Source organism: Amycolatopsis sp. NPDC004368 (genome assembly GCF_053602515.1).
Map to the genome: position 1 here is coordinate 119,700 of NZ_JBSGDT010000012.1, position 13,920 is coordinate 133,619.

Below are 13,920 nucleotides of genomic sequence, written 5' to 3' on the forward strand. Positions count from 1 at the left end.
GTCGGATCGCCGCTGACCTCGGCGATGTTTCCTTTCCACACCTAGCACGTGATTCCGGACACGTGCCGTGCAGGGTATCGCGTGATCACGCCGATACCCTCCGTTCGACGGTGGTGGGCCTGGCTCCGACACCGCTTCACTTACTACCTCGTCGAGCCGAAAGGAACCACCATGACCCGACGCCTGCTCGGTGGCGTGCTCGCGGCCGTGGCCGCGTTCGCGCTGGTCACCGCCCCTGAAGCCAGTGCCGCGACCACCACGTTCTCCGGCACCGTGGCCCTGTCCAACTGCTCGGGCTCGGTCGTCAAACCGGCGGGCACGCCCGACACGGCGCACGCGCTCGTGATGTCCAACGGTCACTGTCTGGAGTCGGGCTTCCCCGATCCCGGCGAGGTCATCGTCGGCCAGAGGTCCACTCGTACCTTCAGCCTTCTGTCGGCGGACGGCAAAAGTTCACTCGGCACGCTGAAGGCCAAGAAGATCGTGTACGCGACCATGACCGACACCGACGTGTCGCTCTACCAGCTCGACACGACGTACGCGGCGATCAAGCAGAAGTACCGGGTCAGCCCGCTCGAGCTCGTTTCGGCGCACCCGAGTGCGGGTACGCACATCGACGTGGTCTCGGGTTACTGGAAGACCATTTACTCCTGCTCGATCGACGGCTTCGTGACCGAGCTGCACGAGAACGGCTGGGTCTGGAAGGACTCGATCCGCTACACCCCCGAGTGCGAAACCATCGGCGGCACGTCCGGCTCGCCGATCGTCGAAACCGTGACCGGCAAGGTCATCGGCGTGAACAACACGTCGAACGAGGACGGCGAGCGCTGCACGCTCGACAACCCGTGCGAGGTCGACGGGTCGGGGAACGTGACCGTGCACCGCGGTACCAAGTACGGCGAAGAGACGTTCGGTATTCCCGCGTGCCTCACGCCGGCCAACGAAATCGACCTGAACCGGGCCGGCTGCACGCTGCCCAAGCCTTAACCAACGGCCTCCAGAACGTACTGAAGGGGACTCTCGCCGCCTCCACCGCGGCGTGAGTCCCCTTCGCTGCGTTCGGGCCGCGCTTCGGGTGGTTCAGGCAGCTCCGGCCACGCCGCTTCAGCGCCCGCGGGCGGCTCCCCGATGACCTCCAGCAGGCCGTCGAGCTTGCGCCGCCCCGTGACGCGCGCGGCCGGCTCCTCGGCCTTCGGCCCCAGCAACCGCGCGTGGACGCCCAACGGCGCCAGCGCGGCCAGCAGGGCGTCGTGCAGGTGCGGCGCGAGGGGGTCCAGCCCGAGGAGGTACCCGGACGGGATCGGCCGCCCCGCCGCCAGCGCCCACATGTGCAGCATCGCGCCGCTGAGGCGGAAGCCCTCGGGGATCGCTTTGCCCGAATCGTCTTCGGACGGACCCGAGCAGCCGGCCCTCAGCCACTGCCCCGCCAACGGCAGCAGCGCGGCCCGGAACGACGTGCGCACCTGCGGCCGCCCGCACTCGGCCACGCTCACCTGGGCGTCGGCGCCCCGCCGACGGCACTCACGCGCCAGCACCCGCGCGCGCCACTGCTCGTCGACGACCACGGACAGCCGCGCCGCCGTGCGCCCGAAGCCGGTGATCTGCCCTTGGCAGCACAGCAGGCCGGCCAGGTCCGTCAGCCCCGGTCCGCTCGCCTCCGCCGAGAACAGCGAGATCGTCCGATCCACGCGGATCATGATAGAACACAAGTTCGATCGGACGCGAGGGTTGCGCGGCGGATTTTCGCCGATCGGGCGATCATCTCCGGACCGCACCGCTCACGGAATCGAACGGGATTCGACCTGTGTGAACCGCGCCCGTCAGCGTGGCGCGGGCGGCACCACCAGCGGCTGGCAATCCGGCGCGCGCTTCCCCGCCGCCGCCAGCTGCGGCGTCGCGTTCAGCGCCTTGAGGACGTCGAGGGCGGCGACGTCGTCGAGGGTTGTGCGGGCGTCGCCGAGGGCCGCCTTCGTGGTAGTGGCGTCGGTGGCCGTGTCGAGGCGTTCGCGGACGGCGTCGGCGCGCGAGCGGACCGAAGCGAACTGTCGCATCAGGTCGGCGCGGGCCTGGTCAGCGCCGGACAGCGGCGGGGGGCCGACGCGGTCGAGGCCCTCGACGGTCTGGTCGATGCCGTCGACGACGGCCGACAGGAGCCGGCTCGACGTGCGCGAGGCCTGTTCAGGCGAGCTGGGGTCGATCGAAGGCAGGTTCGCGAGCGTGCCGACGAGGTGCGTCACCGCCGAGCAGTAGCCGTCCGCCCATCTCGCCGCCGGGTCGGTCTGGCTGGCCGGATCCGCCTGCCCACCTGCGTGGGTCTCCGCCGCCGGCTGCTGCCCGCAGCCCGCGAGACCGAGCCCGAGCGCCGTGACCAGCGCGGCTAGAACGGTCGACCGCGGCCGCACCGCGACACCTCCTGCCCGTCGACGTCCAGTGCCCCCGACCGTACCGATCCGAGAATCATTCGCAAGTCACCCACCGGAGTGCGGGAACAATTCCCGACACGCCGGAGCCCGGCACGCGAGCAGCGCGCCGGGCTCCGAACGGTGGTCGAACCACAGAGGTGGATCAGGCTTTCGCCTCCGCCGGAGTGTTCTCGATGACCGTGCCGCGCCGCTTGGACACGACGATCGCCGCCACGACCACCGCGACCGCGACGACCGCGATCACGATGCGCCACGTGGTGTTGGCACCGCCGCCCAGCGTGAGGCTGACGACCGCCGGCGCGATCAGCACGGAGACCAGGTTCATCACCTTGATCAGCGGGTTGATGGCCGGACCCGCGGTGTCCTTGAACGGGTCACCGACGGTGTCACCGATGATGGTGGCCTCGTGCGCGTCCGAGCCTTTGCCGCCGTGGTTGCCGTCTTCGACGAGCTTCTTGGCGTTGTCCCAGGCACCACCCGAGTTGGCGAGGAAGATCGCCATCAGGGTGCCCGTGGCGATCGCACCGGCCAGGTAACCGGCCAGCGCGCCCGTGCCGAGGCCGAAGCCCACGGCGATCGGGGCGAACACCGCGAGCAGACCCGGCGTGGCGAGCTCACGCAGCGAGTCGCGCGTGACGATGTCCACGACCTTGCCGTACTCGGGTCGCGTGGTGCCCTCCATGATCCCGGCGATCTCGCGGAACTGGCGGCGCACCTCCTGCACCACGGCGCCGGCCGCACGCGAAACCGCGTTCACGGCGAGACCCGAGAACAGGAACACCACGGCCGCGCCGACGATCACGCCGACCAGCGTCTCCGGGCTCACGATGTTGGCGATGAACGCGCCGGTACCGCCCACGGCCTTCGTGATCGCGTCCGAATACGACCCGAACAGCGCCGTGGCCGCGAGGACCGCCGTCGCGATCGCGATGCCCTTCGTGATGGCCTTGGTGGTGTTGCCCACCGCGTCCAGCTCGGTCAGGATCTGCGCGGCCTTCTCGTCGACGTCGCCCGACATCTCGGCGATGCCCTGCGCGTTGTCGGAGACCGGGCCGAAGGTGTCCATCGCGACGATGACGCCGACGGTGGTCAGCAGGCCGGTGCCGGCGAGCGCGACGGCGAACAGCGCGACGCCGCCACCCAGCAGGTACGCGCCGAACACGGCGGCACCGATCACGAGCGCGGTGTACACGGCAGACTCGAAACCGACCGAGATGCCCGACAGGATCACCGTCGCGGCACCGGTTTCCGACGTCTTGCCGACGTCCTGCACCGGCTTGTACTCGGTGCCGGTGTAGTAACCCGTGAGCTTCAGGATGACCGCGGCGAGCACGATGCCGATGATCACGGCGACGGTCGCGATGACCGCCGGGTTGCCGCTGTTGCCCGCGAACTCCGCGCCGAAGTCGGAGAAGCTGCTGGGCAGGTAGACGAACGCCGCGACGGCCGACAGCACCGCGGAGATCACCGCGGAGATGATGAACGAGCGGTTGATCGTGACGAGACCACCCTCACCGGCGCGCGCCTTCGTGATGTACACGCCGATGACGGCGGTGATGACACCGATGGCCGGCACGATGAGCGGGAAGATCAGGCCGGACGAACCGAAGGCGGAGCTGCCCAGGATCAGCGCGGCGACGAGCATGACCGCGTAGGACTCGAAGAGGTCCGCCGCCATGCCGGCGCAGTCGCCCACGTTGTCACCGACGTTGTCGGCGATCGTCGCGGCGTTGCGCGGGTCGTCCTCGGGGATGCCCTGCTCGACCTTGCCGACCAGGTCGGCGCCGACGTCGGCGGCCTTCGTGAAGATGCCGCCGCCGACACGCATGAACATCGCGATCAACGCGGCGCCGAACCCGAAGCCCTCCAACACCTTCGGGGCCTGGCCCGTGTAGACGAGCACGACAATCGCGGCACCGAACAGGCCGAGGCCGACGGTGATCATGCCGACCACGCCACCGGTGCGGAACGCCACGCGCATCGCGATCTCACGGCCGCCTTCTTCGCGCGCCGCGGCCGCCACGCGCAGGTTGGCCTGCGTCGCGAGCCACATGCCGAGGTAGCCGATCGTGAACGAGAACACCGCGCCGACGAGGAAGAAGATCGAGCGGCCGATGCGCTCGTTCCAGTCGTCGGCGGGGAGCGCGAACAGCAGCAGGAACACGATTACGCCGAAGATGGCGAGGGTGTTGCGCTGCCGCTTCAGGTATGCGGCCGCACCTTCCTGCACCGCCTTGGCGATGTCCTGCATCTTGGCGGTGCCCTGGCCCGCGGCCAGCACCTCCCTGAGCAGCACGTAACCGATGGCGAGTGCGGCAAGGGCGACCACGGCGACCACACCGACGATGGTGTAGCCACCCCCGGAGAGCGTGAGACCGCCCTCCGCGAGGAACTGCCGGGACATTCGTCCTCCTGGGAACGCCGTTGGCCAATGCGGACTCGTCGTAACCCGGCGTGCCTGCACTGGCATGGATCTGTACCGAGCGACACGCTAGCCGTGCGGGCAATGCACGTCTCACATGACGATCGCCACAGAGGGTGTGGATTGCGGGAGTGTATTGGTAGTGCTCAGCGGCCCTGCAACGTGTCCCGACGGCAGCACGTTCCGTTACCTTGTGTGATTGCTCACTTGATCGATCTCGCGCCGGTTTTGTCGGTGCCCTGTGCGACGCTTCGGCACGTGGTTGAGCGAGGACGGAGGCTGTTGAGCCGGGTCACGGCCGGGGTCCCGGTGAACGAGAACCCGGTCACGCACGTGGCCGAGCTGCCCGCGCGGGCAGCCGGTTTCGCGGAGTGGCCGGAGTGGGCTGCGCCCTCGGTCGTGTCGGCGTTCGCGGGCGCGGGTCTCGGCACGCCGTGGAAACACCAGGTGGAGGCGGCGTCTTTGGCGTACGCCGGTTCGCACGTGGTGGTGTCCACGGGCACGGCGTCCGGGAAGTCGCTGGCTTACCAGCTGCCGGTGCTGTCGTCGCTGGGTTCCGGTTCGGAGGTGACCGCGCTGTACCTCTCGCCGACGAAGGCGTTGGGCGCCGACCAGCTGCGTTCGGTGTCCTCTTTGGACGTTCCCGGCGTGCGCGCGGCGTCCTACGACGGTGACACCCCGATGACGGAGCGCGACTGGGTGCGCGCGCACGCGAACTGGGTGTTCACGAACCCCGACATGCTGCACCGCGGGATCCTGTCGGCGCACTCGCGGTGGACCCGGTTTTTCAAGAACCTGGCGTACGTGGTCGTCGACGAGTGCCACAGCTACCGCGGGGTGTTCGGATCACACGTGGCGCTGCTGCTGCGCCGGCTGCGCCGCGTCGCCGCGCACTACGGCGCGTCGCCGGTGTTCGTGCTGGCGTCGGCAACCACGGCTTCGCCCGCGGAGTTCGCTTCGCGGCTCACGGGGCTGCCGTGTGCGGCGGTCACAGAGGACGCATCGCCGCGGGGCGCGCGGACGGTCGCGTTGTGGGAGCCGCCGCTGCTCGACGAGCTGACGGGCGAGAACGGCGCGCCGGTCCGGCGTTCGGCGGGGGTGGAGACGGCGCGGATCCTCACGGATCTGGTCGTCGAGGGTGCGCGTTCGCTGGCGTTCGTGCGCTCGCGCCGCGGGGCCGAGCTCACCGCGCTGGGCGCGCGGCGGCTGTTGTCCGAAGTGGACCCTGCGCTGGTGGAAACCGTTGCGGCGTACCGGTCCGGCTTCCTGCCGGAGGAGCGTCGGGCGCTGGAGGCCGCGTTGTTGTCCGGCCGGCTGCTCGGGGTCGCGACGACCAACGCGCTGGAGCTCGGCGTCGACATCGCGGGCCTCGACGCCGTGGTGCTCGCCGGGTATCCGGGCACGCTGGCGTCGTTCTGGCAGCAGGCCGGGCGCGCCGGCCGCTCGGGCGACGAGGCACTGGTCGTGTTCGTGGCCCGCGACGATCCACTCGATACGTACTTGGTGCACCACCCGGCGGCGTTGCTGGATCGTCCGGTCGAGACGGCGGTGCTCGACCCGACGAACCCGTACGTGCTCGGCCCGCAGCTCGCGTGCGCCGTCGCCGAACTGCCCCTCACCGAACCCGAACTCCCCATGTTCGGCGGCGCGGCGGCCCGGTCGGTTCTGGCGGACCTCGCAGCCGAGAAACTGCTGCGCCGCCGCACCTCCGGCTGGTACTGGACCTCCCGCGACCGCCCCCACGCCGAAGTCGGCATCCGCGGCTCCGGCGGCGACCAGATCGCCGTCGTCGAAGCCGACTCCGGCCGCATGCTCGGCACCGTCGACCCGGGGTCGGCTTGTTACGCCGTCCACCCGGGGGCGGTGTACCTGCACCAGGGCTCGTCGTACGTCGTCGACGAGCTCGACCTCGAGACCGGCCTCGCGCTGGTGCACGCCGAAGACCCGGACTGGCACACGTCGCCACGGGAGATCGTGGACATTTCGGTGCTGTCCACACAGGAAGAGTGCAGCCACGACGGCGTCACGGTGTCGCTCGGCGAGGTGGCGGTGACGTCGCAGGTCGTGGGGTATCTGCGGCGGCGGCCGTCGGGGGAGGTTCTGGATCACACGCCGTTGGATCTGCCGGAGCAGAGCCTGCAGACGCGGGCCGTTTGGTACACGGTGAGCGGAGAGTTGCTGGGGTTGAACTCTCGCCGGGGGAGCCGCGGTTCCGAAGGCGTCGAAGACGCCGGAGCACCTGAGGGGACCGACGGCGCTCGGGTCGGGACCGAGCGCGTGGAGTCGGCGGGGACCGGGGGTGCCGGGGGCGCGGCCGGGACCGTCGCGCCGGTGGGGACCGGAGGCGCTCGGGGCGGGGCCGAAATTCGCGGTGAGGCTGAAGTTCTCGGTGATGCTGAGGTTCCGGGTGATGCTGAGGGCGTGGCAGCGGCGGGGACCGGGGGTGCCACGGGGGGTGTCGGCGTTGGGGCGCAAGCCGAAACCGTCGCGCCGGTGGGGACCGGGGACGCTCGGGTCGGGGCCGAGGTTTCGGGTGGAGCTGAGGTTCCGGGTGAAGCTGGCGTTGCAGGTGGAGCGGGGGCGCCGGTGGGGACCGGGGGTGCTCGCAGAGCACCGGGGGGCGCCGGATTGGTTCCGGCGCGCGTCCCCGGTGCCCTGCATGCCGCCGAGCACGCGGCGATCGGCCTGCTACCGCTGTTCGCTACGTGCGACCGGTGGGACATCGGCGGGGTGTCTACCGCGTGGCACGAGGACACCGGGGAGGCGACGGTGTTCGTGCACGATGGGCATCCCGGGGGTGCGGGATTTGCCGACCGCGGTTATGCCGCGATTGTCCCGTGGCTGGCCGCAACGCGGGAGGCGATCGTCTCCTGCGAGTGCCCGACGGGCTGCCCGTCCTGTGTTCAGTCGCCGAAGTGCGGGAACGGCAACGAACCGCTGGACAAGGCAGGGGCGGTGGCCGTACTGGATACCGTGCTAGGGGCTTTGCGTCAGCACGGGGAGCAGTGCGGCCACGGTGGTGCGTGAAATCTCTTCAGTTGTCGACGCTGGGTGCCGGGGTGGAACCGGTCACGCAGCGGTGGTCTCCGCGAGCAGTGGGGCGTGCTCGTCGGCGAGGGCGCGGATGAGGACGTCGTGCACCTCGGCCGCGTCGGGCAGCTGCCAGCCGCACACCTCGGGCTTCACGCGCCAGTGGACGACACCGTGCTGGAACGGCGACGGTGGCAGCGGGATGAAGCTGCCGGCACCGTGCCACTGCACGGACGCGTGCGCGGCGAGCTCGGCCGGGATGCGGTCGGCGGGTGTGGTGAGGAACAGCCAGCGGCCGTTGGGCATCGCGACGATCGGCGCGGGGTGCCCCACGGCACGCAGCAGGCGGGCGGCGCGCTTGCCCAGCTCGTCGTCGACCTCGATGGCGTCGACGACCGTGCCCGTGGCCACGAGCAGGCTGTGGGTGCGATCGGAGAACCAGGTGGCGACCTCGTGGGCGTGGGTGCCGACCAGCTCGCGCCAGTCGTCCCGCACCGGCACCGGCCGGCGCCAGGTGAGGTCGTCGCCCTCACCGGTGATCGGCGCCGGGGTCGCCCCCGGGAGCACCGGCCAGCCGCGCCAAGCGAGGCCGATCGCCTCCGCCCGCAGTTCGATGCGGAAGGCGCTCCGCCAGCTGTCCGGCCAATTCGCGTCCAACATTGCTTTCCTGCCTTCAAAGTCCGGTTTCGCGCCACCCGGGTCGGGGCCGTTGGTGGCGCACGTCTCACTAAACGGCAATTTGCACATTGCGCGGAAGACCCGCGCGACAACCGGTGGTTACTGGGCGATGAACGCCAGGTAGTGCACCGCTCGGCCGATAACGGACAGCCGATCATCGGCCGCTGAGCCTCCCTTGAAGCCTCCCAGCACGCGGGTTGACACTTTCGCGGCGCTTCGCGAGGGCGGTGGCTCACCAGGTCGTCTAGGCTTTTGACCTGCGGTTTCGACCGTTCGCCGTGCGTCAGTGACCGCTGCTCGTGGGTGTTCGCCGCTCGTCGAGACAGTGCGTCTCGTCATTCCGGCGATGATCAACAGCGGCCCGCCACTCGTCGTAGGTCACGCTGGACGAGCGGCGCCGGGGTCAGTCCGGAAGGCCGACCGGCCCCGCCCGGGCATGCGCCGACGGCGGTGGCAGACCCGGGACGGGCGGGCTCGCGGCGCGCACTTCGACGAGGGCGTCGCGCTCGCGCCAGGTGCACGAGGTGACGATCGCGCCCTCGTGCACGGCCACGTCGCGCGCACGGTCACAGGCCCGGGCCGGACCGTCGGCGGCGTGGGCCGCCGCGGCGAGCGCACCGAGGTCCGCCGCGGTTTCGATTCGATGCCTGGCGGCGACGGCCGTGCCGAGCCACCAGCCCGCCGCGGCGATCCCGACGAGGGCGGCGGCCACGATGGCCGTCCACACGGTGGCGACACCCTCGTCCGGACCCGACCGGTGCGCTCTCACGACGGCACTCCCGGTTCGGCCACCGCGTAGGCAAAGGCGTCCAGGTGGAAGCCGCCGAGGGTGTCGGCGGTGACTTCGGCGGTGATGCCGTCGCCGGAACGGCGGATGGCCAGGTGGGCACCGCGAGGCGCGATCCTCTGCACGACGGCCTCGGCCGCCCCGGGCTGTCCGGCGGCGGTGAGTCGCGCGGCTTCCCGCGCGGCGTCGAGGCACCGGATGTGCCCGAGTACCGCGGCGAAGCCGGCGAGCAGAAGGAGCGCCACGGTGGTGAGCGCACCCAGGGCGAGGGCCGCCTCGACCGTGACCATGCCGTCGTCCCGGCGACGGCGGGCCATCAGGTCGCCACCGTGAGGGCCCGTTGCACGAGGTTCGACAGCGCCGTGCTGATCGAGTCGCCGCTGAGCAGCACGAAGAGCGCGAGCGCGAACGCCGCAGCGGCGACCGTGCCGATGGCGTACTCCGCCGTGGTGGTGCCCTCGTCTCCGGGGAGCAAGCGCATGGTCCATCCTTTCTGTCCATTGTGGATTCATCTACAACACGCTCCCGATCCGCTCGGCCAGGCCGAGCACCACCGGCAGCACGCCGAGCACGAAGAACGCGGGCAGGAAACAAAGCCCCACCGGCAGCGCCAGGGCAACCCCGGCCCGCTCCGCGCGTTCCTCGGCTTCGACGCCGATCCCGTCGCGCAGGCGGCGGGACACTTCGTCGGCCGTCGCCGCGAGAGCGGCGCCGGAGCGGGCCGTGCGGGTTGCGGCCACGGCCAGCTCCTCGAACCCCGGCCGGGTCTTGAGCTGGGCCCAGGCTTCCGCCGGCCCGGCGCCGAGCGCGAGCAGGTTCGCGGTGGCCTTCATCGCGGTCGACGTGGGTGACGGGGCGGTCGTGCTCACCGCGTCGAGGGCTGTCGGCACGGGCAGGCCCGCGCGCAGGCACGCGCCGAGGAGGTCGAGGGTCGCGGCGGATTCGAGGCGGCCGGTGACGTCGTCGGGCGGTTTCGTCCGGCGCGAGCGGCGGAGCAGCCACCAGGCGCCGCCGCCGGCCAGCACCCCGCCGACGGGACCTGCGACGACCGCGACGGATACGCCCGCCGTGGCCGCGGCGAGGGCGTGTCTTGTGCGGAGGCTCGGCAGGTTCAGGCGCCGGCGCGCGGGTGGCGCGAGGCTGCGCGGTTTCGGCGCGCTGGGCCAGACGAGCAGAGCGAGGGCTGCGAGGAAGTAGGGCATCACTGTCTCCCGGTGAGCGCGCGCGACCACGCAGTGCCCGCCCAGAGCAGCGCGGCGCCGGCGACCAGGAAGAGCTGGCCGAGGACCGTGTGGGTGAGGACGGTGAGCGGTTCGGCGCCGATCGTCTGGCCCATGGCGAGGCAGAGGACGGGCAGGCCGGTCAGCACGGTCGCGCTCATCCGCGGGCCGGCCATCTTCGCGTGGAGGCGGCGGGCGAACGTGGCCGCCGCGTCGACGTCACGGCGGGCTGCGTCGAGCGCGTCGGCCATGGGCAGGCCGTGGCGGCGGGCGAGCGTCCAGGCGGCGGCGAGTCCGGGGAGTGCTGGGGATTCGAGGGTGCCGTCGAGGCGTGCTGCGGTGGCGAGGTTGGTGAGTTCGCCCGCCAGCTCGGGAACGGCCTCGGCCGCCCCTTCGGCCGCGACCACCGGATGCGCCCCCGCCCGCAGCTCGGCGACCATCGTCCGGAGCGCGGCCGAGGTGTGTTCGGCCCTGGCGAGCGTTGCGGCGGATTCCTTTCTGCTGCGCCATTCCTGCCTTGCCGCGACAGTGAGCAGGGCGGTCGCCACGGCTGCGCCCGGCCCGGCGAGCGGGAGGGTGATGAGGGTGGGCAGGAGCCAGACGGCTTGGCGCGGCGGGGTGGGGAGGGTGAGGCGTCGTCGAGAGGGTGGGGCGAGGCGGGTGGGGACGGTCGGCCAGATGAGGAGGGCGGTGCCCAGGCAGAGGAGGGGCCAGGGAGTGATCACGGGTGGGCCTCCTCGGGGGTTGACGGCCGCGCTGGACGGGTCGGGTTCACGCGAGCACCTCGGCTCGGGCGGGTGCAGGCGAGCCGAAGGCCGACCGGCTGGCGCGACGAACTCGTCGCCCGACGCCTGCTCGCCGGCGCGCTCGCGACCGATCGGCCAAGCACGGCCACGGGGTCACGCCTGCTCGGGTGAGCCGTGGCATGGACGCTTGGGAGGGAGAGACCGTCGGGAAACGGACCGGTCGAGCTCGCGAACCAGTACGGGTGAGTCGAGGCCCTCGCGGGTCGGCCGGACGTGGTCACGGGGTCGCCTCCTCGAAGAGGGAGCGGTAGGGGGTCCAGTGGCCGTCGCGCCAGATGGGGGTGGTGTGGGTGGTTGTGGTGGTGCGGTGGAGGGTCGCGATTTCGGTGAGTCGGCGGGTTCCGTCGGGGGTGCGGTGGAGGTGGAGGACGACGCGGACGGCGGCGGCGAGCTGGCTGTGGAGGGCGTCGCCCGTGAGACCGCCTAGGGAAGCGAGCGCGGCGAGGCGCGCGGGGACCTCGGAGGGCGAGTTGGCGTGGAGGGTGCAGGCGCCGCCGTCGTGGCCGGTGTTGAGGGCGTTGAGCAGGGAGCAGACTTCGGCGCCGCGGACTTCGCCGACGACCAGCCGGTCGGGGCGCATGCGCAGTGCCTGGCGCACGAGCTCGGGCAGCTCGACCGCGCCGGCGCCTTCGACGTTCGCGGGGCGGGCGACGAGGCTGACGAACTGCGGGTGCGCGGGCCGGAGCTCGCCCGCGTCTTCGACGCAGACGATGCGTTCGCGCGGACTCACCTCCGCCAGCAGGGCGCTGAGGAGCGTCGTCTTGCCGACACCGGTGCCGCCGGTGACGAGGAAGGCGAGGCGGCGCGTGATGATCGAGCGGAGGATCTCGGCGCCTTCTTCGTTCACGACGCCGAGGGCGGTCAGCGTGTCGAGCGTGTGGGTCGCGGGGCGCAGGACGCGCAGCGACAGGCAGGTGCCGTTCGGCGCGATGGGTGGCAGTACGGCGTGCACGCGGACGTGGCCGCCCGGAACGGGAAGCCAACCGTCCACATAGGGCTGGGCGTCGTCGAGCCTCCGGCCGGCCGCCAGGGCGAGGCGCTGCGCCAGGCGGCGGACGGCTTCTTCGCCGGCGAAGCGGATGCCGGTGCGGGTGAGGCCGGCGTCGCCGTCGGTCCAGGTCTGGTCGGGGGCGGTGACGAGGACGTCGGTGACCGCGGGGTCCTCCAGCAACGGCGCGAGCGGGCCGGCGCCGACGAACTCGTCGTGGGCCTGGCGCACGGCGTCGAGGACGCCGTCGTGGCCGAGGGTGCCGCCGGCTTCCGCCCGCACCGCCTCCGCCACGGCCACGGCATCCGCCGGCCGGCTTTCCCCGGCCAGCCGGCTGCGGACGCGTTCGACGAATTCGGTGGTCATGAGTGGACTCCTCGCCAATGCCGTTGGTAATCAAGAGAAAGTGAGCTCAAGCTGCAGCCGGAAGGGCGGTGGTGGGTGAGCGGAGCTCCGCCAGGACGGCGCGGGCCGCGGAGGCGAGGGCGCCCTTCGGGGGCACGTCGAACTCGCCGGTTTCGAGGGTGGCGGCGACGCGGCGTTCGGGAGGCAGGCTGGTGAGCAGCGGCGGACCGAGAAGCGCGGTGGTGCGCGACGGTGGGGCGCCGGCGCGGGAGTGTCCACTCGCGACGATCGCGAGGTGGTCCGTGTGGGGCGTGAGGCGTTCCAGGACTTGTTTCGCAGCCATGCAGGCACGGAACTCCACCGGTACGACCAGGACCACCAGGTCGGCCGAAGACACCACAGCGAGGGCGCCCTCGTCGAGGTGGCGAGGCAGGTCGCAGATGACGGTGTGGCCGGAGCGGCGCCCGGCGGTCACGATGGCGGACAGGGAGCGCGGGTCGGGGCCCGGACCGGTGCGGCCGCAGGCCAGGACGGGCAACGGGCCGCGGCGGGGCAGCGCGGCCACGAGGGACGCGAGGGCGACGCGGCCCGACAGCCGGACGTCGGGCCAGCGGTGGCCGGGGGTGTTTTCCAAGCCCAGTGGGAGATCCAGGCCACCACCCAGCGGGTCGCAGTCGACCAGCAAGGACGGTGCCGTGCGGGCGGATTCGACGGCGGTGGCCGCGGCCAGGACCGAGGCGCCGGCGCCACCGCGGCCGCCGACGAACGCCAGGATCGGGCCGGGGTGGTCGGCCGGGGCATCGGACGCGTCGGCGAAAGCGAGGGTCAGGTCGGACTCGTCGTCGGGCAGCGTGAGGACGCGGGTGGCGCCCACGAGGGCCGCGTGGCGCCAGGTGTCGACGCCGGCCGCGCCCTTGGCGACGACGAGCACACCGTCGCGGCGGGGCAGATGCACTTCCTCGGCCGCAGCGTCCTCTTCGACCACCACGAGCGGGGCGCGGGTCCAGCGCGAACGCGCGACCGTGAGGTCGGGTGCGCGGTCGAGATCGCAGCCGGCGACCGCGGCGACGCGCAGGATCTCGTCGAGCACCGCGCCTTCGGTGGCGACGACGAGCGGGCGTGCGGTTGTCATGTGAGGCCTCCCCCGGTACGGGACCCGGCCGGCGTGGACCGGGTCTCACCAAGATCACCTCGGTCCGGCGCGACCGGCAATGGCCAGTT

Annotated in this window: 13 protein-coding genes; 2 read left to right on the forward strand and 11 right to left on the reverse strand. The window is 71.8% G+C overall.

The window, feature by feature from the left end; all coding sequences use genetic code 11:
* The first annotated feature begins 171 nt into the window (after positions 1-171).
* Positions 172-987, forward strand: coding sequence for a S1 family peptidase (locus ACWEOE_RS19175; RefSeq protein WP_452010716.1), 816 nt, complete (start codon positions 172-174; stop codon positions 985-987).
* Here ACWEOE_RS19175 and ACWEOE_RS19180 read toward each other — a convergent pair.
* From ACWEOE_RS19180 to ACWEOE_RS19190, 3 genes are all read right to left on the reverse strand, one after another.
* Complete coding sequence (locus tag ACWEOE_RS19180) at positions 984-1,688, reverse strand: hypothetical protein (RefSeq protein ID WP_452010718.1); 705 nt, start codon at positions 1,686-1,688, stop codon at positions 984-986. The two genes, ACWEOE_RS19175 and ACWEOE_RS19180, sit on opposite strands and share 4 nt — an antisense overlap.
* Before the next feature lie 132 nt (positions 1,689-1,820).
* Positions 1,821-2,402 (reverse strand): hypothetical protein, encoded by a 582-nt coding sequence (locus tag ACWEOE_RS19185; RefSeq protein ID WP_452010720.1) that lies wholly within the window; start codon positions 2,400-2,402, stop codon positions 1,821-1,823.
* A gap of 163 nt (positions 2,403-2,565) precedes the next feature.
* Entirely contained in the window at positions 2,566-4,827 is a 2,262-nt protein-coding gene (locus ACWEOE_RS19190) for a sodium-translocating pyrophosphatase (protein WP_452010723.1), read from the reverse strand.
* A 300-nt stretch (positions 4,828-5,127) separates the two neighbouring features.
* On the opposite strand from ACWEOE_RS19190, the gene ACWEOE_RS19195 reads away from it, so the two are divergent.
* Positions 5,128-7,872 (forward strand): DEAD/DEAH box helicase, encoded by a 2,745-nt coding sequence (locus tag ACWEOE_RS19195; protein WP_452010726.1) that lies wholly within the window; start codon positions 5,128-5,130, stop codon positions 7,870-7,872.
* 42 nt (positions 7,873-7,914) lie between these two features.
* Here ACWEOE_RS19195 and ACWEOE_RS19200 read toward each other — a convergent pair whose 3' ends face one another.
* From ACWEOE_RS19200 to ssd, 8 genes are all read right to left on the reverse strand, one after another.
* Positions 7,915-8,535, reverse strand: a complete 621-nt coding sequence (locus ACWEOE_RS19200) for a bifunctional DNA primase/polymerase (protein WP_452010729.1) — start codon at positions 8,533-8,535, stop codon at positions 7,915-7,917.
* Positions 8,536-8,956: 421 nt separating this feature from the next.
* A complete protein-coding gene (locus ACWEOE_RS19205) occupies positions 8,957-9,322 on the reverse strand; it encodes an Rv3654c family TadE-like protein (protein WP_452010732.1) in 366 nt (121 codons plus the stop codon).
* The gene (locus ACWEOE_RS19210; RefSeq protein ID WP_452010735.1) at positions 9,319-9,657 is read right to left on the reverse strand and encodes a TadE family type IV pilus minor pilin; all 339 of its coding nucleotides are present in this window, start codon (positions 9,655-9,657) and stop codon (positions 9,319-9,321) included. Before ACWEOE_RS19210 ends, ACWEOE_RS19205 begins: the two co-directional genes overlap by 4 nt.
* Positions 9,657-9,821, reverse strand: coding sequence for a DUF4244 domain-containing protein (locus ACWEOE_RS19215; protein WP_452010738.1), 165 nt, complete (start codon positions 9,819-9,821; stop codon positions 9,657-9,659). The genes ACWEOE_RS19210 and ACWEOE_RS19215 overlap by 1 nt, the downstream gene beginning before the upstream one ends.
* A 31-nt stretch (positions 9,822-9,852) precedes the next feature.
* On the reverse strand, positions 9,853-10,542 hold the full coding sequence (locus ACWEOE_RS19220) for a type II secretion system F family protein (RefSeq protein ID WP_452010741.1): 690 nt from the start codon (positions 10,540-10,542) through the stop codon (positions 9,853-9,855).
* Positions 10,542-11,285, reverse strand: a complete 744-nt coding sequence (locus ACWEOE_RS19225; protein ID WP_452010743.1) for a type II secretion system F family protein — start codon at positions 11,283-11,285, stop codon at positions 10,542-10,544. The genes ACWEOE_RS19220 and ACWEOE_RS19225 overlap by 1 nt, the downstream gene beginning before the upstream one ends.
* Positions 11,286-11,583: 298 nt before the next feature.
* On the reverse strand, positions 11,584-12,720 hold the full coding sequence (locus ACWEOE_RS19230) for a TadA family conjugal transfer-associated ATPase (protein WP_452010746.1): 1,137 nt from the start codon (positions 12,718-12,720) through the stop codon (positions 11,584-11,586).
* A 46-nt stretch (positions 12,721-12,766) separates the two neighbouring features.
* Positions 12,767-13,831, reverse strand: a complete 1,065-nt coding sequence (ssd, locus tag ACWEOE_RS19235; RefSeq protein ID WP_452010748.1) for a septum site-determining protein Ssd — start codon at positions 13,829-13,831, stop codon at positions 12,767-12,769.
* Positions 13,832-13,920: the final 89 nt, after the last annotated feature.